We start from the raw sequence: 20,908 nt of genomic DNA on the forward strand, positions 1-20,908 counted from the left end.
AGGTTTTATGGCTAAAGCAAAACGAGCTTATGTGTGTAATGACTGTGGTGCTGACTTTCCACGTTGGCAGGGGCAGTGCAATGCATGTGGTGCTTGGAACACGATTACAGAAGTTAGGTTAGCCGCTTCACCTCAGGTAGTGCGTAATGAAAGGTTATCTGGCTACGCGGGTGGGGCTACAGAATCGAGCGTTCAGACATTATCGGAAATTAACCTGCAAGAAGTCCCTCGTTTTAGCAGTGGCTTCAAAGAGCTTGACCGTGTGCTAGGCGGCGGTGTCGTGCCTGGTGCTGCTATCCTGATTGGCGGTAACCCTGGTGCAGGTAAATCAACACTGCTGCTGCAAACCATGTGTCAGCTCTCTTCTGAGTTACCTACTCTCTATGTGACAGGTGAAGAATCATTGCAACAAGTAGCAATGCGAGCTTCTCGACTTGGTTTACCGAAAGAGCATCTCAAAATGCTGTCTGAAACGAACGTGGATAAGATCTGTCAGGTTGCGGAAAAAGAACAGCCAAAGATCATGGTCATCGACTCAATCCAAGTTATGCATGTCGCTGATGTTCAGTCATCACCAGGCAGTGTTGCTCAGGTTCGTGAGTCAGCAACCGCTTTAACACGTTACGCAAAACAGAATAACGTTGCGGTATTCTTAGTTGGACACGTAACGAAAGACGGTACGCTGGCGGGGCCAAAAGTACTTGAACACATTATTGACTGTTCTGTTCTTCTTGATGGTGGGACAGATAGCCGTTTTAGAACATTGCGCAGCCACAAAAACCGTTTTGGTGCGGTGAATGAGCTGGGGGTGTTTGCCATGACAGGTCAAGGGTTAAAAGAAGTCAGCAACCCATCTGCTATATTCTTGTCTCGTGGTGAAGAAGAAACCTCGGGCAGTTCAGTGATGGTTGTATGGGAGGGGACTCGTCCGCTTCTTGTTGAAATCCAAGCTCTGGTCGACTATTCACAGCTGGCTAACCCGCGCCGTGTCGCTGTCGGCTTAGAGCAAAACAGACTTTCACTGTTATTGGCGGTGCTGCATAAACATGGCGGCTTACAAATGGCTGATCAAGATGTGTTTGTGAATGTCGTCGGTGGTGTTAAAGTAACCGAAACCAGTGCTGATCTTGCGTTGGTGATGGCACTACTATCTAGTTTCAGAGACCGAGCATTACCCAAAGATGTGGTGGTATTTGGTGAAGTAGGCCTAGCTGGTGAGATTCGACCTGTACCGAGCGGGCAAGAACGTTTAAATGAAGCATTCAAACACGGCTTTAAGAAAGCGATTGTACCGGCGGCTAATATGCCTAAAGGTGGCATTCCAGGAATGCAGATCCACGGTGTGAAAAAGTTATCAGAGGCAATTAATGCTTTTGATGAGTTGTAATTGAACTCACTTCAGCTACTCTATACAGCAGCAATTCAGCCTAACCTTAAAGCCGATTGAACTTTGGGTTAGCACTATAAATAACAATCACTTAGATTGTTACTACTTGAGTGCCTTTTTCTATATGTTAGAAAAAGGCAAAGTTTTTTAGACCCAAATGCATGCAAAGCTATCAGTCTTCACAGATTGTGATATACTCTGCGCGCATTTTATATCCTATTAACAGAGTAAGACAATGGCAGATTTATCGAAATACAGAAACATTGGTATTTTCGCGCACGTTGATGCGGGTAAAACAACTACCACTGAGCGTATCCTTAAGCTAACTGGTCAAATCCACAAATCTGGTGAGACACATGATGGCGAATCAACTACTGACTTCATGGAACAGGAAGCTGAGCGCGGTATTACTATCCAATCAGCAGCTGTAAGCTGTTTTTGGAACGATCACCGTCTAAACGTTATCGATACTCCTGGACACGTTGACTTTACAGTTGAAGTATACCGTTCTCTTAAAGTACTTGATGGCGGTATCGGTGTATTCTGTGGTTCTGGTGGTGTTGAACCTCAATCAGAAACTAACTGGCGCTACGCTAACGAATCAGGTGTATCTCGTCTGATCTTCGTTAACAAACTAGACCGTATGGGTGCAGATTTCTACAACGTTGTTGACCAAGTTAAAAACGTTCTAGGTGCAACTCCTCTAGTTATGGTTCTACCAATCGGTCGTGAAGACGAATTCGTTGGTGTTGTAGACCTACTAAGCCGTAAAGCATACGTTTGGGATGACACTGGTCTTCCTGAAAACTACGAAATAAAAGATGTTCCTGCGGACATGGTAGATGACGTAGAACAATACCGTGAAGAGCTAATCGAAACTGCTGTAGAGCAAGACGATGACCTAATGGAAGCTTACATGGAAGGTGAAGAGCCTTCTATCGAAGACGTTAAGCGTTGTATCCGTAAAGGTACTCGTGACCTAGCATTCTTCCCAACTTTCTGTGGTTCTGCATTCAAAAACAAGGGCGTACAAATCGTTCTTGACGCTGTTGTAGATTACCTACCTTCTCCAACTGAAGTTGATCCTCAACCTCTAATGGACGAAGAAGGCGAAGAAACTGGCGAGCACGCTATCGTTTCTACAAGCGAGACATTTAAAGCGCTTGCATTCAAAATCATGGATGACCGCTTCGGTGCCCTAACTTTCGTTCGTATTTACTCTGGTAAATTGAACAAAGGTGACACTATTCTTAATGCCTTTACTGGTAAAACTGAGCGTGTTGGCCGTATGGTTGAGATGCAAGCTGATGACCGTAACGAACTAACTAGCGCACAAGCTGGTGACATCATTGCGATCGTTGGTATGAAGAACGTGCAAACTGGTCACACTCTATGTGATCCTAAGCACCCAGTAACGCTTGAGCCTATGGTATTCCCAACTCCAGTAATCTCAATCGCTGTATCTCCAAAAGATAAAGGCGGTTCTGAGAAAATGGGTATCGCGATCGGTAAAATGGTTGCAGAAGATCCATCTTTCCAAGTTGAGACTGACGAAGAGACTGGCGAAACTATCCTGAAAGGTATGGGTGAACTTCACCTAGACATCAAGGTAGATATCCTTAAGCGTACATACGGCGTTGACCTAACTGTAGGTGCTCCTCAAGTTGCTTACCGTGAAACTATCACTCAAGCAATTGAAGATAGCTACACGCACAAGAAGCAATCTGGTGGTTCTGGTCAATTCGGTAAGATCGATTACCGTATCAAACCAGGCGAAGCTGGTTCTGGCTTCTCATTCAAGTCTTCTGTTGTGGGCGGTAACGTTCCTAAAGAATTCTGGCCAGCAGTTGAGAAAGGCTTTGCATCTATGATGGAAAACGGCGTACTAGCTGGCTTCCCTACTCTAGACGTTGAAGTTGAACTTTTCGATGGTGGTTTCCACGCAGTCGATTCATCTGCAATCGCATTTGAAATCGCAGCGAAAGGCGCATTCCGTCAATCTATGCCTAAAGCTGGCGCGCAACTTCTTGAGCCTATCATGAACGTTGACGTGTTCACTCCAGACGATCACGTTGGTGATGTTATCGGTGACCTTAACCGTCGTCGTGGCATGATCAAAGATCAACAAGCTGGCGTTACTGGTGTTCGTATTAAAGCTGACGTCCCTCTTTCTGAGATGTTCGGCTACATCGGTCACCTACGTACTATCACTTCTGGTCGTGGCCAATTCTCTATGGAATTCGCACAATACGCACCATGTCCAACTAACGTTGCTGACGAAGTGATTGCAAAAGTTAAAGCAGAAAAAGAAGCTGGTAAGTAATTAGCCCTTTTCTCAATTAGTTAAAAAAGCCCCGCAAGTGAAAGCTTGCGGGGCTTTTTATTGCTTGTAACATACTGCGAGATGCGAGATGCGAGATGCGAGATGCGAGATGCGAGATGCGAGATGCGAGATGCGAGATGCGAGATGCGAGATGCGAGATACGAGATGTGATGTGCCCCTAAAAAGTAGACACAGGGGTTGTCCCGTATTTAATCAACACGGGACAGATAAAGAAGGGAGAGATTAACGCTTTAAGTCGATGTAAATTTGCTCTACTTTGGTACGAGCCCAATCTGTTTTACGCAAAAACTTTAAGCTTGATTTAATACTCGGGTCTTTTTTAAAGCAGTTGATGTTCACCATGTAACTCAACTCTTCCCAACCGTAATGTTCAACCAATTCAGTCAGTAGCTTCTGTAGAGTGATACCGTGAAGTGGATTATTGTCTTGTGTCATGAGATGTTCTCGCCATTTATTTGAGCTAAGTATACCAGTTTCGCTTTATGAATTATCCGACCATTTGAGTTCGTAATCGGAGTGAATAATCGAAAGCTCTTCTCTACCTGTGTTACCAAATAATCTAACCTGAGCCTGCATCCACCCTTCGAAACGTTTTATTTTTTCTCGATGAAAGTAACCAGGAGGCGCGCACAAAAAGTAATTGTATTTGGGCTTGAGCGCAATGTTACCAATTCTTACTAACTTCTTTTCTTGCAAATAACGATACACTAAGCTGTGCTTAACTAGGGCAACGCCTTGAACGGATAGCGCACCTTCTAACACAAAATGAGAGCCATCAAATTGCAATGATGTGCGGCCAGCTTTTACTCCTGCGACTTTTAACCAGAGATTCCAATCCATATCAGGCCAACGGTCTTCAATAAGTTCTGCTTTATGCAGATCGTCGATGTCATAGATACCGTGTTTCTCTTGATAGATAGGGTGACAAACAGGGTAAATGACCTCGTCCATCAACCAGCGTGATTCGATGTTTGGGTAGTCTCCATGACCATATCGAACGCAGACATCAATATTAGAATCTTCAAAGGTTACTAACTTGTTGGTCGGTTCGATCAGCATAGATAAATCTGGATGACGCTCGCGAAAATCGCCAATTCGAGGCACTAACCAATGTTGTGCAAAAGAGGGCACGGTAGAAATTGATAATTGAGTGGGGTTAGGGTCTTGGTTGATTCGTCTTACACCATCTTGAATATGAGCAAAGCCTTTCTTCGCTTGCAGGTACAGTACTTCGCCTTCATGGGTTAATACTATTTTTCGGTGTTGGCGAATAAACAGATCTGCGCCTAACCACTCTTCAAGTTGACGAATTTGTTGGCTGACTGCTGCTGCCGTGACAAATAGCTTTTGTGCGGCGAGTTTAAAACTGCCTGTTTCTGCCGCCGTGTAAAAGTAATAGATCCCTTGAAATGGTGGGGTTCGCTCTCTCACATTAGTTTTCCTTAACTGAATGCCAGTATCTATCGTTTGTCGCTAGTGCGCTATTAGCCGATTATTGACCACGACAAAGCGGAAAATCAATAGGAGAGTTGCAATGAACACAATAACAGAGATATCAACTACTCATCATTCATTCTTATCATCGTTTCCAGTTAAGAAATTCTATTCTAAGTTTAAGGTGTATCTTCAGAATCGTAGAACGAGAAAACACTTATCTGAACTGTCGGATCATTTACTTGAAGATGTTGGTATTACCCAAAGTCAGGCTAACGAAGAGCTGAGAAAACCGTTTTGGAAGTGAGCTAGATTAGCACTTAGGATAGGTTTAATAATTATAATCTGAGCGGAATAATGAAGGGAGCCGTAATGACTCCCTTTCTATTTTGGTTACTCTTCCCAAACTACCAATTTATCTTTCGGCCAGTTATGTCCGACTTCGTGGTACTTTTGTTCAAGTATATGTCGCTTTATTTTGAGAGTAGGGGTAAGTACACCATTATCGATGCTCCAAGGTTCCTTAATCATCAGTACACCCTTGATCTTCTCGTGTGAACCGAGCTGCTCATTCATTTTCTCGATAACGCGCTTTGTCGTGCTCTCATAGCGAGCTCTATCGAAATTAGGGAAGTCATGCGGTACCACAAGTAGGATAGGACCTGGTAAGCCTAAGCCTATCAAACACATCATTTCTACGCGGCTATACTCAAAGAGTTTATTCTCGATAGGGACGGGAGCAACAAATTTACCTTTAGCGGTTTTAAAGGTATCTTTCTTACGTCCACGAATCGTTAGGTAGCCTTCGCTATCAATATCGCCAATATCTCCAGTATGGAGCCAACCTTCTGAATTGAAAGATTCTTGGGTCGCAATGTCATTCTTGTAGTAGCCACAGAATAGGCCTTTGCCTCGAACAAGGATCTCTTCATCTTCCGCTATTTTGAGTTCGATCCCTGGACCTGCATTACCAACCGTACCAATTTTATCGGCTCTGAATGGGTAGTTGAGCGTGCTGTAGGCGAAAGACTCTGTCATGCCCCATGCCTCGGTAATGTGTAAGCCAACACTCTCATACCATGCCAGTAGAGCGGGTGATACCGGAGCTGAGCCACACCCAAGAACACGGGCTTGGTCTAACCCTAAACCATCAGCAAGCTTCTTCTTGATGATGTTGTTGATAAACGGAATCTTAAGTAAGAAGTTCAGTTTCTTCTGCGGCAATTTGTCTTGGATTCGCTGCTGGAACAGAGTCCATAAACGAGGAACTGAAATAAACAGAGTAGGACGATGCATTTTCACATCATCAATAAACGTGTCTAAAGACTCTGGGAAAGCCGTGACTACGCCACCCATCACTGAAGAACCAAAGATGTAAACGCGCTCTGTAATATGGGCAAGCGGTAGGTAAGAAAACAGGCGATCGCCAGGTTGGATTCCAATATGGTCAATCAACCTTTGAACAGACCAAGTAAACGCGCCGTACGTGAGCATTGCGCCTTTTGGTAGCCCTGATGTACCCGATGTATAAACAAGTGACATCAGCTTATCATCGTGATGCTGAGGGCGTTTGGTTGATGGTTCATGTTTATCGATGAGTTCTTCAAAAGTATGATGACATTTTGCTGCACTGTCATAAGGAAGCGAGATGCTTATCAGGCTTGGGTTGTCATCTAATACTTTTTGCGTTGCAGTAGCATCGTCGAGTTTACCCGCAATCACAATCTTACTTTCGCTGTGTTCAATACAGTATTGAATCGTATCGGCACCAGCCGTTGGGAAAATAGGGACGCTAACAAAGTCCCCCAACATCATGGCAAGATCGCAGATAAACCACTCTGCACAGTTTTTAGAAACCAGAGCCACTCGGTCACCAGGTTTGGCGCCAAGAGCTTCGAGTGCAGAAGCAAGTTTGAGTGCTTTATCGGCCACTTCTTTATATGTGAACTCCACAAATTGGCGGTTAATTATTTGTTTTAAATAGACCTCATCTGGGCGTTCTTCTGCCCATTTTAAAATCATATCATTGGGTGTAGGGAGAGCTGTTGCTTGTTCTTGGCTAAACTCGTTAGGCTGAATCATTGTCTAACTCCATGTTTTTCGCTAAGTTATTTTTGTTAAAATCATGTTAAATGTACCATGTTTTTTTATTTTTGAGAGTAAAATTAGCGTTTTCTGTTATCCATGCACGTGCGCCTGTAACTTGCCGGTGTTACTCCGGTCCTTTTCTTAAAAATTCTCGAGAAGTACGAGACATCCTTGTAGCCACATTGATAAGCAATCACAGCAATTTTTGATTCGGTATCCGCTTCAATCAGCTTCTTAGCCAACAAAATCCGCTTGTCACACACAAAGTCTCTAAAGCTTACCCCAAAGTGTAGATGAAACTTTTTCGAAAAGTAGGTTGTTGAACAATGACATCGATCGGCAATTTCTGTTTCTCTAATGTCTCTGTTGATATTTCTCATTATAAAATTGACTACTTCCGATGTGAATATTTTTGCTGGTAATTGGTTGTTCTTGTTCATGTTTCTATCTATGTCGAAGTGAGGATCAAAAATATGTTGTGTTTTCTCTTTTAGTTCTTCTAATTTACGACTCAGATTATGGCTGCTCGTTTCGATAATAAAAAATACATTCTTATGATTTCTAATAATATTAGGTAACGGGGATGAGCAAATAATGACTATTCGCTTATTTAGGTTCTCACAAATAGAAATCGCCATGTTAAGTAATTGATAATTATCGTTGTTATTGATAGTCAAAAATACCAATCTAACATCTAAGTTACTGATAATAGAGATATCTTGACCAAAATATTGCACGGAAAAGTAATGGCTAATTTTTTTTATAATAACTGAGTTAAATTCACTATCCACATCCGATAATAATGGTGTAACTATATTTATACTCATATGTATCCAGTTTCGCACTAAAGGTATGAATCAATAATAGGTGAATAACCAAGCATACTAATTAGATTAGAAGTACCACAAAAAAGTGCAAGTAAATGGCAAGAAAATCCTAACCAAATATATTGTTCAGCTCTAGATTTAGTTTACAGGCAAACAAAGCCTGATACGTAAATCAAGGAGAAGTTCTCATGGATAAGTTTCTGAATAATTGTAAAGATTTCATGAAAGATGAAGAGGGGCTAACCGTTATTGAGTATGTTATCGGTGCGGCATTGTTAGTGTTAGGTTTAACAACGGTATTTTCTGGTTTGGGCACTACTCTTGCAGATAAGCTAAATGAAATTGTAGAAGATGTTGGTACGACTACGACTCCTTAATACCTCATGAATAGAAAAGGAGTGGGACAACAGAGGGGGTTGACTACGGTGGAGTATGTGATCGGTGCTGCCTCACTTGTTATTTTTGTGGCGTTAGTTTTTTCTGGATTAGCGACAGCTTTGTTGAGCAAATTTCAGGAAATTATATCGAGTGTGTAAATAGATCATATGATTGATGAGCCTTCTGTATTTTGGGCGTTGCTAATTGCAGTTTCGGTATACGATGTTGAGAAACATCGTATACCGAACAAAATATTGATTATGTTTATGTTTGTATATTTATTATCAATGTTTGATAGCGATTACACCTTTGGTGTTTTTCTCATGTCATTAGCTGGAGCCGTTGTATTTTTTTGTTTTGGATTACTCTTATATTTTGTAAGAGCTATGTCAGCAGGAGATGTAAAGCTATTAGGTATAGTGGGGATGTATCTCGGATGGGGACAACTGATTGATGCATCTTACTTTATCTTACTTTCTGCTGGAGTGATCGGGACATTCTATCTGCTATATAACTTTTCCAACTCGAACAGTCTCAGTATTAAAGGCTATTTTGAAAGTAAGTTAATAATGCTTGGTGGCGTAAGCCCTGTTACAGAGAAAGGCTCTGTAATACATTCTAGGTATTCGAATAAAGCGACTATGCCCTTTGCTCCCTCAGTTGTTATAGGACTAGCGATGTATAGTTATTTCACTTAATCCGGTTGTTGGTTAGCTTTTATGGAGAGGAATAATATATGGATATTCGAGAGCCAGTGGCCCCAATAACTTTGAAACCTCAGATCTCAGCTCCAAACGTTCCTACCTCTTTTGAAATGTTGGGTATTCCTGAAGTAGTGTTAGAAAACTTGGTGCTTAAGCACTTGTCTGCTTATCCAAAGTCGGATGTTTTAGAACTTTCGAATTACCTATGTGTTGTTACCCATATTGTAGAAAACGCTTTGGTTGTGCTGAGGAAAAAGTCATTAATTGAGGTATTCCAACCTAACTCAGATCTTTTGATTTCTTCAGTTTCCCATAGTCATGTCCGTTACTCCTTATCTGAGAAAGGGCTTGAAGAAGCCGATCTCGCTTTTAAGCGTGATGCTTATTTAGGGCCAGCTCCTGTCTCGCTTGCCCAGTATAGCGACGTTGTGCAAAAACAAGACTTGAGGTGTGAGCTAGTAACTAGGCCACATGTCGAAGCGGCGCTGAGTGATGTGTATGGTGTCGAAAAGATGATTTCAGTGTTGGGGCCTGCCATCAATTCGGGGCGCGCTTTGTTGTTGTATGGGCATGCCGGAACGGGTAAAACCTTTGTTGCGAGCCGCATTGTCAATGCTTTACACACTTCTGTTTTTATCCCTTATGCAGTTTATGCATTGGGTAATATCATTAAGGTTTTCTCTGCGCAGCATCACAAGCCATTGGATAGTAATGGTCGCAATAAAGTAGTATCTCTTAAAGATCAATACGATAAGCGTTGGCTTAATTGTGAAAGGCCGAACATTCAGGTGGGGGGAGAACTCACCATGGATATGCTTGAAGTCAACCATTCTGAGAATAGTCGTGTTTGGTTAGCTCCGGTACAAATGATGGCGAACAATGGGATTTTTGTTATTGATGACCTTGGTCGTCAACCAATGCCCGTCGACACTTTACTCAATCGTTGGATCGTACCTATGGAGTACGCCTTTGATTACTTGTCGTTACCAAATGGTCAACAAATCACGATGCCGTTTGTGTTAACGCTTGCTTTCTCTACCAACTTGAACCCTAAGAAAATAAGCGACCCTGCATTTCTGCGTCGCTTAGGTTACAAAATTGAATTCAAACCTCTTAACCAAGGTGATTATGAAGCTTTGTGGATGAGTGTCGTCGCTGAGAAAGGAGTTGAGCTTGAAGCTGGTTTCTTTGAGCGTTTGTCTCAGATGCACACTCTTTGCAAGATGCCACTCTTCCCTTGTTTACCGAAAGATCTCGTTGGTATAAGCAAAGATATACTTTCGTTTGAGCAACTCCCGCCTGTTATTACCTTCGATATTCTTTCCATGGCATGGGAAGTCTATTTTACCTCTGATGGACACGAGGAAGAAAATAATGAATAAGAGTCAAGTTTTCCTACTATTTTTATTGTCCGTAGTATTTGGTTTAGCTGCCGTATTTTTTGCTAAGCAGTGGATGGACAACCAAGTTCAGCCAACGGTTGAAGTAGAGACAGTGGAGCGTCATCCCGTTGTGGTTGCGTCACAAGAAATTGAAGCTGGAACCGTTATTGAGGAAACATTTTTAACGACCAAGCTAATGGAAGTGGATTGGATTAATGACAATAATTACTCCGATGCCTCAGAAATTGTCGGTAAGGTCGTCGCCAATACCGTTTATGCTGGCGAAGTCCTTCATAAAATGCGGTTTACTACGCCTGGAGAGGGGTCGACGCTAGCTGCGCTGATTCCTGAGAACAAGCGCGCAGTAACAATACGAGTTGATGACGTTATTGGTGTGGCTGGTTTCCTATTACCGGGTAATAAAGTGGATATTCTCAATACTGTTTCTTATGGTAAAAATTCTGCAGCGACTCGAACTGTCCTCAAAAATATCAAAGTGTTAGCGGTAGACCAAACCGCTAAAACCAATGAAAACAGCCCCATCATTGTACGTGCTGTGACGTTAGAGGTTTCCCCCAAAGATGCGGAGAAATTACTAACAGCGAAAAGCAAGGGGAGTATTCAGCTAACGTTGAGAAATCCTCATGAAATTGAGAAGAAAGTCGTTCGTCGATACGTGCCTCGACCAAGCGTAACTATTATCAAAGGTACGGAAGCTTCTAGTGTGCGCGTCAAGGATTGAGGTGAGATATGAGAATAATATTAGCGTGTATTTTGAGTCTGATCTGTTTTTCGAACGCAAGCTTTGCTGCATTGCAAACCGGAAAAACAGTCACGGTTCCACATCACAAATCAACGCATGTGGTGTTGTCTGGTAAAGCAAGCAAAGTGTCGCTTGGAGACCCAGAAGTTCTTGATATTGTGATGTTGAAATCCAACGAACTATTTCTAATCGGGAAAAAGTTAGGAGCGACCAATTTGATGGCTTGGGATTCAAGAGGTCAGTTGATCGAGTCTATCAATATCGAAGTTACCCATGATCTTAATAGCTTAAAAGCAAAGTTGTATGAATTTTTGCCTGACGAAACGATTGAAGTGCATAGTGCACAAAATCGATTGTTGTTGAGTGGTCAGGTAAGTAATCAACAACAAATGAACGTGGCGATTCGAATCGCGGAAACGTATTCTTCGGGGAAAACCGCGGACGCATCAAAAGAAAGTGGTAGTGAGCAGGCCGCTGCTACCGGTGTCATCAATTTGATGTCTATTGGTGGTGCGCAACAGGTAATGTTAGAAGTAACGGTTGCTGAGGTTCAAAGAAGCTTAGTGAGAAAATTCGATGCCAATTTTCATTTTTTCCAAACTAGTGGTTCGGACTTCTCTTGGGGGGCATCGTCTGTTCCTGCGGGAGTGCTAGGCGCTACGCCTATCTTTGATATTCCCACCTCAACTGACTACGGAATATTAGGGTCTTTCATTGATAGTAATACTCTGTTTACTTTCGCGTTAGATGTCGCTAAACAAAATGGGGTTGCAAAGGTATTAGCTGAGCCGAATTTAACAGCATTAAGTGGCTCTAAGGCTGAATTTTTAGCGGGTGGAGAGTTTCCTATCCCCGTGCCAGACGAAGACGGTATTACTATTGAATATAAAGAGTATGGGGTAGGGCTCAAGTTCATTCCGACGGTACTCAGCGATAAGAAAATCAATCTAAATCTAGCGGTAGATGTGAGTGAGATTGCAAACAGCAGTTCATTGACCATCGATCCTGGCACCACAAATGCGACTTATTTTATCCCACCGATCACTCGACGCAGTGCTTCTTCAACATTGGAGTTAGCTGATGGACAAACCATTGGTATTGCAGGGTTATTGAGTGAAAATGTTCGTGACATCAGTAATAAAATGCCTGGTATCGGTGATGTCCCTATTTTAGGGCAGCTTTTTAATAGCCAAGAATACGTATCTGGAGAAACTGAACTCGTGATTTTAGTGACTCCGAGGTTGGCGAAGCCTATCGATAGAAATAAAGTGACCCTGCCGACAGATGCTTTTGTGAATTCTAATGACTTGGAATATTACTTGTTAGGTAGGAGCGCTTACATTGCAGAGCCGTCAGAATCAGGTTCAGAACGTTCTAAAGCTTCAGAGGACATTACGCCAAATGATGGTGGTAGTGAAGGCTCATTTGGTCATGACTTATAAGGAGATAGATATGATTAGAATAATGATGGTCTTTCTCGTGATGGTGTTAGTTGGCTGTGCAAATGATGCTCGCTTAGGGCATTCAGTCGCACTCGTTAAAACAGAACAAACGTATAACCCTAATGCGACCCAAGAGAATTTACTCATAGTACCGGATGGTACAGGGGAGCGGATGCAGACTGGCTACGACCGATATGTTGGAAGAGGTGAAAACGACCTTTCCGGAAGTAATAGCCAGATCTTAGAAGAGTTTAATTAAATCTGGAGGTACTCACATGTTGTATCGAGTATCACGAAGTCCTAAAAAACAGCAAGGCTTAGTTGCGATATTGGTTACCGCTGCCTTATTAGTTTTTTTAGCGGTCTCAGCGTTAGCTGTAGACATCAATCATATGATTGTAAATAAAACGCGCTTACAAAATGCTGTTGATTCTGCCACGTTGGCTGCTGCAACCATATTAGATAGCAGTAAAGATAAAGACGCTGTAGACGCTGAGGTTGTTACTGCACTTAATACGATGGCGGCTTCAACGGGAAATCATGAAATTGATTTCACCACGGCCTCTATAAACATTGATTATTCAAATGATCCACAAGATTTTACAGGAACCGCCACTTTCGGTGCCAACGATGATGTTTATGTGCGTGTTCGAGTGGACTCATTGGATATGGATGAGTTTTTTATTCAGTTGTTTGGTTTAGATAAAGAGGTGTCAGCAAGTGCTGTTGCGGGGCCTAGCTCAGGCCTCGATTATACTCCTGTTGTACCCATTGGGGTGTGCATTGGTGACGGCACCTCCGATAACGATATTTCTCCAGAAGATGGTTACCATGATGAAACCGGAGAAGCCATAACCAGTGTGTTTGGCTATGAGGTAGGGACTGTTCATGCCTTGAAGGTGGGAGACAGTAGCTTATCTGAAATGGGTAATGGTAATTATCACCTGTTGGACTTTGGTTCTGGTGGTAAAACAATCAAAGAAGGCTTAGGTGGTGGTTATGATCAGCCAGTCAAAATTGGTGAAAATATCACAACCAAACCTGGTGGCACGGTTGGCCCGACAGGTGATGGTTTGAATACTCGTTTTGGAGATTATGGCGGTGGCTTGTCTGCATCCGATTACCCTTCAGATTTTGTAACCACAGAACCAACCAATGAAATCACGATTGATGCCAATACAGGAGATATCACTTTCGATGATAGCTACGATTACGCTCAATATAAGTTAGATACTAACGCCTGTATAGCAAGTGGTGGTTCTGGGTGCGCCTCTAATGGGGTTGCTTGGCGTCGTATTTTACCTATACCTATGGTGGATTGCTCAGGTAAAAGTGGCGGTACTACTGAATTTACCGTGAATAAAATTGGTTGCTTTTTCTTGCTGCAAAGGGCACCAACCAATAACTCAGGTACACCAGCCGTTTTTGGTGAGTTTATCCACTCTTGCAGTGTTGCTGGTGGCTCTGGTAGTAATCAGTCGACAACCGAAGGGTCTTATAGGATTGTTCTGTATAAAGACCCCGATAGTGGGGAGTCTTGATTATGATTTTATCTAATAGACATCAATGTGGTTTTGCTGCCGTGGAGATGGTGCTCGTGGCCCCTGTAATGTTGTTCTTTTTGGTTTTGGTTCTTGAACTAGGTAACATTCTGATTCAACACAATGTGCTCTCTAAGTCTGTACAAAATGGCGCACGATATGCTGTTAGTGAGGTTTACAATACCAAAGGTGGCACTATTGCAACAATTTTGGAGATTAAAAATGTGGTGGTTTATGGTCAGAGTAGCGTAGGGACAGCCATTTTATCTACGCTGACAACCTCTGATGTGACGGTTGTTCCTGATCCTGACTCTATTGGTAGTGGTGATTATGTGCAGGTGAGTGTGACGTATGACTACGTTCCAAACTTCTTGTCTATTCCCTTCTCTACGGAGAATTTTGCCATTCCATTAAGTGCAACTTCGGTGATGAGGGTATTGTGATGAAAAGGCTTAACGGGCGTACCAAAGGGCTTGCCATTATTGAGTTCACTATAGTCTCGTCGTTCATGTTTCTCTTGATTTTTCTTATTTTATCGTTAGGGGTTTATGTATTTTCGCTGCAAATGGTGAGTGAAGGAACGAGAAAGGCTGCTCGATTAGCGACGGTATGTTATGTGCTCGATAGAGATAATATAGCGGGAATGGTTGTCGATGATTTACCGCTTATTGGGTTTACTAGTGCGAACCTAGAAGTGGCTTACTTAGATGCTAGTGGAGCAGAGGTTACTTCTGATTTTGAAGCGAACTTTGGCACTATTAAGTTTGTGCGTGCTAGGGCTACGGGTTATGGCATTCAGTTAATCAGTAACCTAAGCTTTCTAGGTACGAATGGATTTCTTGCTGCTCCTGCGTTTGAAACAATATTACCAGCAGAAAGTTTGGGAGTAGTGAGGCCTGAAACTGAAACTAGCACTAACATATGGAATAGATGCCCATAGGCGGTTATTTAAAGGAGATGAATATATGGGGGAAGCGATCAAAATAACGCCTAATGAGAATGATATTACGCGTTTAAAAACGAATCTTAAAGTGTGGGTAATTCATAACAGTGAAAGCTTTAAATCGCATGTGAATCAAGAGCTCAAGAAATGCAGAAATGTCAGTATTACATCATTTTCTTTAGCTGGTATGAATGAGGAGTATTTAAAAGGTGTTGATGTTCCGGAGCTCATTTTCGTAGAAGCCAGTGGTAGCTGGGCTCAAAAGATGGTCGAGCTTCAAGGGTATGATTTATCGTTAGAAGATAAAGAGCTATCTTTAGTGGTGCTCGGAGATGAAAGTGACAGTGGTTCAATAAAGATTGCATTACGTTTAGGAGCATCAGACTTTTTACCTAATACCGTTACTCTTTCTGACTTACTTCCATTATTAAAGAAAACGGCATCGGAAAAGCTTGAAAACTCCAGTTACGGTGAGTTTATCTTGTTTTTGAATACCAAAGGCGGAATGGGGGCGACGACGCTTGCTTTAAATACTGCGATTGAAGTGGCAAGTCATCACGCTGGAGAGGTACTTTTACTAGATATTGATCTTCAGTTTGGAGTTATCCCGGATTATTTAAATATCACTCCAACTTACAGTATCTCTGATGCTATTAACAGCTCCAATGATCTCGATGAGATATCTCTAGGATCTTTAGTAAATAAGCACGAGTCTGGCTTACATGTCCTAAGCTTTAAGCATGAAAACAATGCTGATGATTATGAACAGGCTCAGAAAATAGGCCGATTGCTTCCTATCTTACGTCGCTTCTACCCTTATGTGATCATTGATCTTTCAAGAGGCTTAGATCATGTGTTTGCATCAGCGATATCACCAGCCACCAAAGTACTTTTGGTTTCGCAACAAAGCTTGGTTTCAGTAAAAAACACAAGTCGCTTAATCAAGTCTTTGAAGTTTGAATATGGGTTACAAAGTGATGTGATAGAGGTGATCCTAAATCGTTACGAGAAACGACATTCAATTAAGCTAAAAGACATTGAACAAGCGGTAGGTGATCATGACATACACCTTATACCTAATGATTTTAAGGTTACATTAGAGAGTACTAATTTGGGGCAGCCATTTGTTCAATCTCGAAAGAAAAGCTCTATTACTCGCTCTATTATTGACTTATCTCATGTTCTTTCACCGCTAGAGCACGAAGAAAAAGGGTGGTTGAAAAAGTTGTTTTCATGATGCATTGATGAAAAGTAAACACGAGGGATTGTGATGTTCTTTAAACGAAAAAATATAAACCCAGAGTTTGAACAAAAAGCAGAACAGACTTCGCATGAGTCCGAAGGTGCTAATACGGTTGAGCGTTTACAAAGTGTAGAGATATCGAATAATACTCAGAAAGTAGACGTTAATGAAGAGAAAGAAAAAACGGTTAATGAAGCTCGCAAAGTATTAGAACATGAGCTCTCTATTAAGCATTTTTTCCATAAGCAGCTTCTTGAAACTTTGGATCTCGGTTTGCTATCGAGCTTAGAAAAAGAACGGGCTAAAGTTGATTTACACGAAGCTATCGTGCAATTGATGTCTGACGACCGCAATCATGCACTAAGTGCTGAAGGTCGAAAAAGGGTGATTAAGCAGATTGAAGATGAGGTCTTTGGCCTTGGTCCATTAGAGCCGTTGTTGGCTGATCAAACAGTGTCAGACATATTGGTCAACGGTCCTAAAAGTGTTTATGTCGAACGCAGAGGTAAGCTTGAAAAAACGCCTTATACTTTCCTTGATGATCGCCACCTTAGAAATATTATTGATCGAATTGTAAGTCAAGTCGGTCGACGTATAGATGAATCATCACCTATGGTGGATGCTAGATTGCTTGATGGCTCTCGGGTGAACGCTATTATTCCTCCCTTAGCTCTAGATGGCCCTTCTGTTTCTATTCGTCGTTTTGCTGTTGATCGCTTAACTATGAGTAACCTACTGGAATATGACTCGGTTTCTCCGCAGATGGCTAAATTTGTGGAAGCTGCAGTTAAAGGTGAGCTAAATATACTCATATCTGGAGGAACAGGCTCAGGAAAAACGACAACACTCAATATTTTTTCTGGTTTCATTCCTCGTGATCAACGAATTATTACTATAGAAGATTCGGCTGAATTACAACTTCAACAACCACACGTTATTCGCCTGGAAACTCGCCCTGCCAACTTAGAAGGAAAGGGAGAAATAAGCCAGCGCGAATTGGTTAAAAACACCTTACGTATGCGACCTGATCGAATTGTGGTTGGTGAGGTACGTGGTAGCGAAGCCGTTGACATGCTAGCGGCGATGAATACGGGTCATGATGGTTCATTGGCCACCATACACGCGAATACTCCCCGCGATGCTTTGAGCCGTGTTGAGAATATGTTTTCCATGGCGGGCTGGAATATTTCAACTAAAAATTTAAGGGCTCAAATCGCTTCAGCTATCCACCTAGTTGTTCAAATGGAGCGGCAAGAAGATGGTAAGCGCCGCATGGTGAGCATTCAAGAGATAAACGGTATGGAAGGCGAGGTCATTACTATGTCGGAAATTTTCCGTTTTCAACGTCAAGGAATTGATGAAGATGGCAATATCATAGGTTATTACACGGCTACGGGGGTTGTGCCTCAGTACCATGACCAGTTAGTCAAACGTGGTCTTAACCTACCCTTTGAGCTATTTACAGAGACTCACAGTTAAGGAGGGATTATGAATAATGTAACTGTTTCATTAGCCCTATTATTTATAGCTGTACTTTTTATCTCGCAGGCTTTGTTGTTACCCGCTGCGGGTAAAAAAGTGAAGCACCGGGAGCTGTCTCGTCGATTGAAAGAGACACAACGTAATATTGATGATGAGAGCTTATCATTATTAAAAGAGCATTATAACAAAGACCTTTCACCGGTAGACCGTAGGCTAATAATTGTCCCTTTCTTTGCTGATTTGAAGAAAATGTTGGAGCTTGCTGGTATGAAAATATCGTTAAGTCGGTTCTTGCTTATTGTTTTTCTTTGCGGTGCATTGCTTTCATTACTGTCTCTAGTGACTAATCAAGCTTGGTTCATTAGTGTTACGGCATTTATCTCTGTGTGGGTTATCGCGTATTTATTTGTTCAAAACAGAGTGACTTCCAGAATGGCTCGATTTGAAGAGCAGCTTCCAGAAGCATTAGATATTATCCGACGAGCATTACAAGCTGGACAACCATTAGTTCAGTCATTTAATGAAGTTGGAGAAGAGTTGCCTGATCCTATTGGTATCGAATTTAAAAATACCTATAACTTACTTAATTACGGCTATGATTTACGTTTGGCTATTTTACAAATGGCCGAACGTGTGCCAACAGTCTCAATGTTGGCTTTTTCTAGTGCGGTGATGTTACAGAAAGAAACTGGGGGGAATCTATCCGAGAATCTCCAAAAAGTATCAGAAGTACTAAGAGCTCGTTTTAAGTTAGAAAGGAAAATAAAAACCCTTTCAGCCGAAAGTCGCTTATCCGCATGGATTTTAACGTTATCACCGTTTGGTTTGTTTTTTGCGTTGAAGTTAGCTAGTCCCGAATATATTGATCCACTTTATAAAGATCCGCGTGGTATTTCGATGGTAAGCGTCGGTATTGTACTTTTAGCGATCGGTTCGTTATGGATTAAAAAAATCATTAGTATAGAGATTTAACCTATGGAACTACTAAATATCGAAGTTTGGAAGCAGGCGTTAGCAGAGTTCGGAATAAGCTCTCAGATGGTTATTTATGCGATGATTTTATTTACGACTGTTTTGTTCACATTGACCATTGGTTTTCTGTTGTTAGGTGCTAGATCTCCTTTAGATAAGAAACTTAAACAAATATCAGCAGAGGGAAATTCTAACTCTAGAAAGCAGTATGATTTCTCCAATACGTTAGAATCACTTAGCCCTTTTATTGGTAAAGGGAATAAAAGGGACAATGAAACTTACTCCGAAAAATTAATGCATGCCGGGTTCCATGAGAAAAGTGCGTTATCTGTTTTCTATGCGTTGAAAGTTTTGTCTAGCTTGATGGGTATTGTGGCTGCTTTTATGGTTTATTACCTATCATTAGGTGGTAGTTATAATACCTTATTAATTATGACTTGCGTATTTCTCGGCACATTTACTCCTAATATTATGTTGAGCAAATTACAAAAAGAACGTCAAAAGAAAATTAGAAACGGTGTTCCTGATGCGCTTGACCTTCTGGTTGTTTGTACTGAATCTGGACTTGGCTTCAATGCCGCTCTTGGGAGAGTGGCTTCGGAGCTCTATGTTTCTCAGCCAGAATTGGCCGATGAATTGGAAACGGTTTTTGCCAAAATACAAGCTGGTGTCACGATGCCCGATGCTCTTAGGCAGTTCATCGAACGCACAGGTTTGGTCGAACTAGAAGGCCTAGTTTCTCTGCTTTCACATGCTTCACGCATGGGGGGAAGTTTAGCGCAAACGCTTCGTGATTATACGGAAGATTTTCGAGATAAACGTCAGCAAGCTGCTGAAGAAATAGCGGCGAAAATACCGACCAAGATGCTATTCCCAATGCTGATATTTATTTGGCCTTGTTTTTTCATTGTTGCACTTGGTCCTGGACTACTGATCGTAATGGACGCATTAAGTGCGCCTGGAGCAAGTTTATGATGTTTTATAACAAGTCTATTTTATTACTGTTACCGTTATTGCTGCTTGGTTGTGCTTCCTCAGATGAACCAACGAATCAATTTGACGCCGAGCTGTATTCGGGTAAGCCAATTGACACTTTAACCAGTGACGCTCCACCAGTCAGTGAGAAAGAAGCAATCATGCGTGGTGATGTTGCCCTGCGAGATAACAATATTGATTTGGCTTTGTATGAATATATACGTTCTCTGTCTTTCCCAAAAAAAGAGTTCCATGACAAAACTCTGTTTACTATCGGCCAAATTCATTCAACTAGAGGCAATTATGCGTTGGCCGAGAAGGCTTACCTAGCAGCGTTAGATTTTAATCCTGCGCATACTGACGTATTGGAGCAATTAGGTGTTTTGTATACAAAGCAACGCCGTACAGATGAAGGTCGAAGCTATTTTTTTAAAGCGATTAATGCAGATCAAGTTCGTTTAAAAAGCAGTGAAACTATCCAAAACTACCAAGCGTTGAGTCAAAGTGAAGTGGCGAGTTTGAAGGTAGACAGTATGTCTCCAGCATTGGCTTATATGGGAATTGGTGTGTTGGAAGATGTTGACGGAAAGCATCAGATCGCACAAGAGTACTTTAAAAAATCACTGACGATAGACAAAAGCTCAGTCAAAGCTTTGTTGAATATGGGTTACTCCCACTACATGTATGGTAACTACAAGGAAGCGTATCAATATACTCGCTCAGCTTTGGAGATAGAGCCAAACAATGAAAAAGCTCAGAACAACCTTGCGCTGATTTACCTTGCATCAGGAGACATAAAAAAGGCAACCAATGTATTTATGAGGCATATGGAAGTGTCGGAGGCGTTGAATAATGTGGGGTACTTCTTAATCCTGCAAGGAAAACCTGCTGAAGCTGTTCCTTATTTACAGCAAGCCATCGATAAGAAACCTTCTTACTACAAGGTAGCCAACGAGAACCTGAATAGAGCACTAGCTGAAGTGAGAGAAATGGAACAATAGTG

21 protein-coding genes are annotated in these 20,908 nt (G+C 41.9%); 17 read left to right on the forward strand and 4 right to left on the reverse strand.

Annotated elements, in window-relative coordinates:
• The first annotated feature begins 7 nt into the window (after window positions 1–7).
• Both radA and fusA read left to right on the forward strand, forming a co-directional pair.
• Entirely contained in the window at window positions 8–1,387 is a 1,380-nt protein-coding gene (radA, locus tag OCV24_RS03170; protein ID WP_017056695.1) for a DNA repair protein RadA, read from the forward strand.
• A gap of 235 nt (window positions 1,388–1,622) precedes the next feature.
• The gene (fusA, locus tag OCV24_RS03175; RefSeq protein WP_017056696.1) at window positions 1,623–3,710 is read left to right on the forward strand and encodes an elongation factor G; all 2,088 of its coding nucleotides are present in this window, start codon (window positions 1,623–1,625) and stop codon (window positions 3,708–3,710) included.
• A gap of 243 nt (window positions 3,711–3,953) precedes the next feature.
• Here fusA and OCV24_RS03180 read toward each other — a convergent pair whose 3' ends face one another.
• Together OCV24_RS03180 and OCV24_RS03185 are read right to left on the reverse strand one after the other, a co-directional pair.
• Window positions 3,954–4,166 (reverse strand): VF530 family protein, encoded by a 213-nt coding sequence (locus OCV24_RS03180; RefSeq protein WP_012604684.1) that lies wholly within the window; start codon window positions 4,164–4,166, stop codon window positions 3,954–3,956.
• Window positions 4,167–4,211: 45 nt separating this feature from the next.
• Window positions 4,212–5,162, reverse strand: coding sequence for a LysR substrate-binding domain-containing protein (locus OCV24_RS03185; protein ID WP_017056697.1), 951 nt, complete (start codon window positions 5,160–5,162; stop codon window positions 4,212–4,214).
• A 103-nt stretch (window positions 5,163–5,265) separates the two neighbouring features.
• On the opposite strand from OCV24_RS03185, the gene OCV24_RS03190 reads away from it, so the two are divergent.
• Window positions 5,266–5,472 carry a DUF1127 domain-containing protein gene (locus tag OCV24_RS03190; RefSeq protein WP_017056698.1) on the forward strand — a complete coding sequence of 69 codons (207 nt, stop codon included), beginning with the start codon at window positions 5,266–5,268 and terminating at the stop codon, window positions 5,470–5,472.
• Between the two features lie 86 nt (window positions 5,473–5,558).
• Here the strand turns inward: OCV24_RS03190 and OCV24_RS03195 are convergent, their stop codons facing one another.
• Both OCV24_RS03195 and OCV24_RS03200 read right to left on the reverse strand, forming a co-directional pair.
• Window positions 5,559–7,247 carry an AMP-binding protein gene (locus OCV24_RS03195; protein WP_077680805.1) on the reverse strand — a complete coding sequence of 563 codons (1,689 nt, stop codon included), beginning with the start codon at window positions 7,245–7,247 and terminating at the stop codon, window positions 5,559–5,561.
• Window positions 7,248–7,330: 83 nt separating this feature from the next.
• A complete protein-coding gene (locus OCV24_RS03200) occupies window positions 7,331–8,074 on the reverse strand; it encodes a helix-turn-helix domain-containing protein (protein ID WP_137009104.1) in 744 nt (247 codons plus the stop codon).
• A 194-nt stretch (window positions 8,075–8,268) separates the two neighbouring features.
• Between OCV24_RS03200 and OCV24_RS03205 the strand changes: the two genes are divergently transcribed.
• From OCV24_RS03205 to OCV24_RS03270, 14 genes are all read left to right on the forward strand, one after another.
• Complete coding sequence (locus tag OCV24_RS03205) at window positions 8,269–8,457, forward strand: Flp family type IVb pilin (protein ID WP_137026204.1); 189 nt, start codon at window positions 8,269–8,271, stop codon at window positions 8,455–8,457.
• Between the two features lie 168 nt (window positions 8,458–8,625).
• Window positions 8,626–9,156, forward strand: a complete 531-nt coding sequence (locus OCV24_RS03210; protein WP_150878331.1) for an A24 family peptidase — start codon at window positions 8,626–8,628, stop codon at window positions 9,154–9,156.
• Between the two features lie 38 nt (window positions 9,157–9,194).
• The gene (locus OCV24_RS03215; RefSeq protein WP_136978915.1) at window positions 9,195–10,544 is read left to right on the forward strand and encodes an AAA family ATPase; all 1,350 of its coding nucleotides are present in this window, start codon (window positions 9,195–9,197) and stop codon (window positions 10,542–10,544) included.
• Window positions 10,537–11,286 (forward strand): Flp pilus assembly protein CpaB, encoded by a 750-nt coding sequence (gene cpaB, locus OCV24_RS03220; RefSeq protein ID WP_017056704.1) that lies wholly within the window; start codon window positions 10,537–10,539, stop codon window positions 11,284–11,286. The genes OCV24_RS03215 and cpaB overlap by 8 nt, the downstream gene beginning before the upstream one ends.
• 8 nt (window positions 11,287–11,294) lie before the next feature.
• Entirely contained in the window at window positions 11,295–12,749 is a 1,455-nt protein-coding gene (locus tag OCV24_RS03225; protein ID WP_150878329.1) for a type II and III secretion system protein family protein, read from the forward strand.
• A complete protein-coding gene (locus OCV24_RS03230; RefSeq protein WP_029627027.1) occupies window positions 12,739–13,008 on the forward strand; it encodes a hypothetical protein in 270 nt (89 codons plus the stop codon). The genes OCV24_RS03225 and OCV24_RS03230 overlap by 11 nt, the downstream gene beginning before the upstream one ends.
• Window positions 13,009–13,024: 16 nt before the next feature.
• Window positions 13,025–14,290: a TadE/TadG family type IV pilus assembly protein gene (locus OCV24_RS03235; protein WP_077680801.1), complete on the forward strand. Its 1,266-nt coding sequence runs from the start codon at window positions 13,025–13,027 to the stop codon at window positions 14,288–14,290.
• 2 nt (window positions 14,291–14,292) lie between these two features.
• Window positions 14,293–14,733 (forward strand): TadE/TadG family type IV pilus assembly protein, encoded by a 441-nt coding sequence (locus OCV24_RS03240; RefSeq protein WP_077680800.1) that lies wholly within the window; start codon window positions 14,293–14,295, stop codon window positions 14,731–14,733.
• Window positions 14,733–15,230, forward strand: coding sequence for a TadE/TadG family type IV pilus assembly protein (locus OCV24_RS03245; RefSeq protein WP_170963274.1), 498 nt, complete (start codon window positions 14,733–14,735; stop codon window positions 15,228–15,230). Before OCV24_RS03240 ends, OCV24_RS03245 begins: the two co-directional genes overlap by 1 nt.
• A gap of 25 nt (window positions 15,231–15,255) precedes the next feature.
• Window positions 15,256–16,470 carry an AAA family ATPase gene (locus OCV24_RS03250; RefSeq protein ID WP_102507386.1) on the forward strand — a complete coding sequence of 405 codons (1,215 nt, stop codon included), beginning with the start codon at window positions 15,256–15,258 and terminating at the stop codon, window positions 16,468–16,470.
• 33 nt (window positions 16,471–16,503) lie between these two features.
• The gene (locus OCV24_RS03255) at window positions 16,504–17,955 is read left to right on the forward strand and encodes a CpaF family protein (protein WP_077680798.1); all 1,452 of its coding nucleotides are present in this window, start codon (window positions 16,504–16,506) and stop codon (window positions 17,953–17,955) included.
• Between the two features lie 9 nt (window positions 17,956–17,964).
• Window positions 17,965–18,930 (forward strand): type II secretion system F family protein, encoded by a 966-nt coding sequence (locus tag OCV24_RS03260; protein ID WP_077680797.1) that lies wholly within the window; start codon window positions 17,965–17,967, stop codon window positions 18,928–18,930.
• 3 nt (window positions 18,931–18,933) lie between these two features.
• Window positions 18,934–19,905: a type II secretion system F family protein gene (locus OCV24_RS03265; protein ID WP_077680796.1), complete on the forward strand. Its 972-nt coding sequence runs from the start codon at window positions 18,934–18,936 to the stop codon at window positions 19,903–19,905.
• Window positions 19,902–20,906: a tetratricopeptide repeat protein gene (locus OCV24_RS03270; protein ID WP_102507388.1), complete on the forward strand. Its 1,005-nt coding sequence runs from the start codon at window positions 19,902–19,904 to the stop codon at window positions 20,904–20,906. The genes OCV24_RS03265 and OCV24_RS03270 overlap by 4 nt, the downstream gene beginning before the upstream one ends.
• Window positions 20,907–20,908: the final 2 nt, after the last annotated feature.

It is taken from the genome of Vibrio kanaloae, assembly GCF_024347535.1.
GTDB classification, from domain to species: domain Bacteria; phylum Pseudomonadota; class Gammaproteobacteria; order Enterobacterales; family Vibrionaceae; genus Vibrio; species Vibrio kanaloae.

Excerpts from the sequence above, each read along its gene's own strand:
- OCV24_RS03265 (WP_077680796.1), top strand. The coding sequence starts at position 18,934 with ATGGAACTACTAAATATCGAAGTTTGGAAGCAGGCGTTAGCAGAGTTC.
- OCV24_RS03270 (WP_102507388.1), top strand. The coding sequence starts at position 19,902 with ATGATGTTTTATAACAAGTCTATTTTATTACTGTTACCGTTATTGCTG.
- cpaB (WP_017056704.1), top strand. The coding sequence starts at position 10,537 with ATGAATAAGAGTCAAGTTTTCCTACTATTTTTATTGTCCGTAGTATTT.
- radA (WP_017056695.1), top strand. The coding sequence starts at position 8 with ATGGCTAAAGCAAAACGAGCTTATGTGTGTAATGACTGTGGTGCTGAC.
- OCV24_RS03250 (WP_102507386.1), top strand. The coding sequence starts at position 15,256 with ATGGGGGAAGCGATCAAAATAACGCCTAATGAGAATGATATTACGCGT.
- OCV24_RS03210 (WP_150878331.1), top strand. The coding sequence starts at position 8,626 with ATGATTGATGAGCCTTCTGTATTTTGGGCGTTGCTAATTGCAGTTTCG.
- OCV24_RS03260 (WP_077680797.1), top strand. The coding sequence starts at position 17,965 with ATGAATAATGTAACTGTTTCATTAGCCCTATTATTTATAGCTGTACTT.
- OCV24_RS03240 (WP_077680800.1), top strand. The coding sequence starts at position 14,293 with ATGATTTTATCTAATAGACATCAATGTGGTTTTGCTGCCGTGGAGATG.
- OCV24_RS03245 (WP_170963274.1), top strand. The coding sequence starts at position 14,733 with ATGAAAAGGCTTAACGGGCGTACCAAAGGGCTTGCCATTATTGAGTTC.
- OCV24_RS03215 (WP_136978915.1), top strand. The coding sequence starts at position 9,195 with ATGGATATTCGAGAGCCAGTGGCCCCAATAACTTTGAAACCTCAGATC.
- fusA (WP_017056696.1), top strand. The coding sequence starts at position 1,623 with ATGGCAGATTTATCGAAATACAGAAACATTGGTATTTTCGCGCACGTT.
- OCV24_RS03230 (WP_029627027.1), top strand. The coding sequence starts at position 12,739 with ATGACTTATAAGGAGATAGATATGATTAGAATAATGATGGTCTTTCTC.
- OCV24_RS03195 (WP_077680805.1), bottom strand. The coding sequence starts at position 7,247 with ATGATTCAGCCTAACGAGTTTAGCCAAGAACAAGCAACAGCTCTCCCT.
- OCV24_RS03180 (WP_012604684.1), bottom strand. The coding sequence starts at position 4,166 with ATGACACAAGACAATAATCCACTTCACGGTATCACTCTACAGAAGCTA.
- OCV24_RS03225 (WP_150878329.1), top strand. The coding sequence starts at position 11,295 with ATGAGAATAATATTAGCGTGTATTTTGAGTCTGATCTGTTTTTCGAAC.
- OCV24_RS03235 (WP_077680801.1), top strand. The coding sequence starts at position 13,025 with ATGTTGTATCGAGTATCACGAAGTCCTAAAAAACAGCAAGGCTTAGTT.
- OCV24_RS03190 (WP_017056698.1), top strand. The coding sequence starts at position 5,266 with ATGAACACAATAACAGAGATATCAACTACTCATCATTCATTCTTATCA.
- OCV24_RS03255 (WP_077680798.1), top strand. The coding sequence starts at position 16,504 with ATGTTCTTTAAACGAAAAAATATAAACCCAGAGTTTGAACAAAAAGCA.
- OCV24_RS03205 (WP_137026204.1), top strand. The coding sequence starts at position 8,269 with ATGGATAAGTTTCTGAATAATTGTAAAGATTTCATGAAAGATGAAGAG.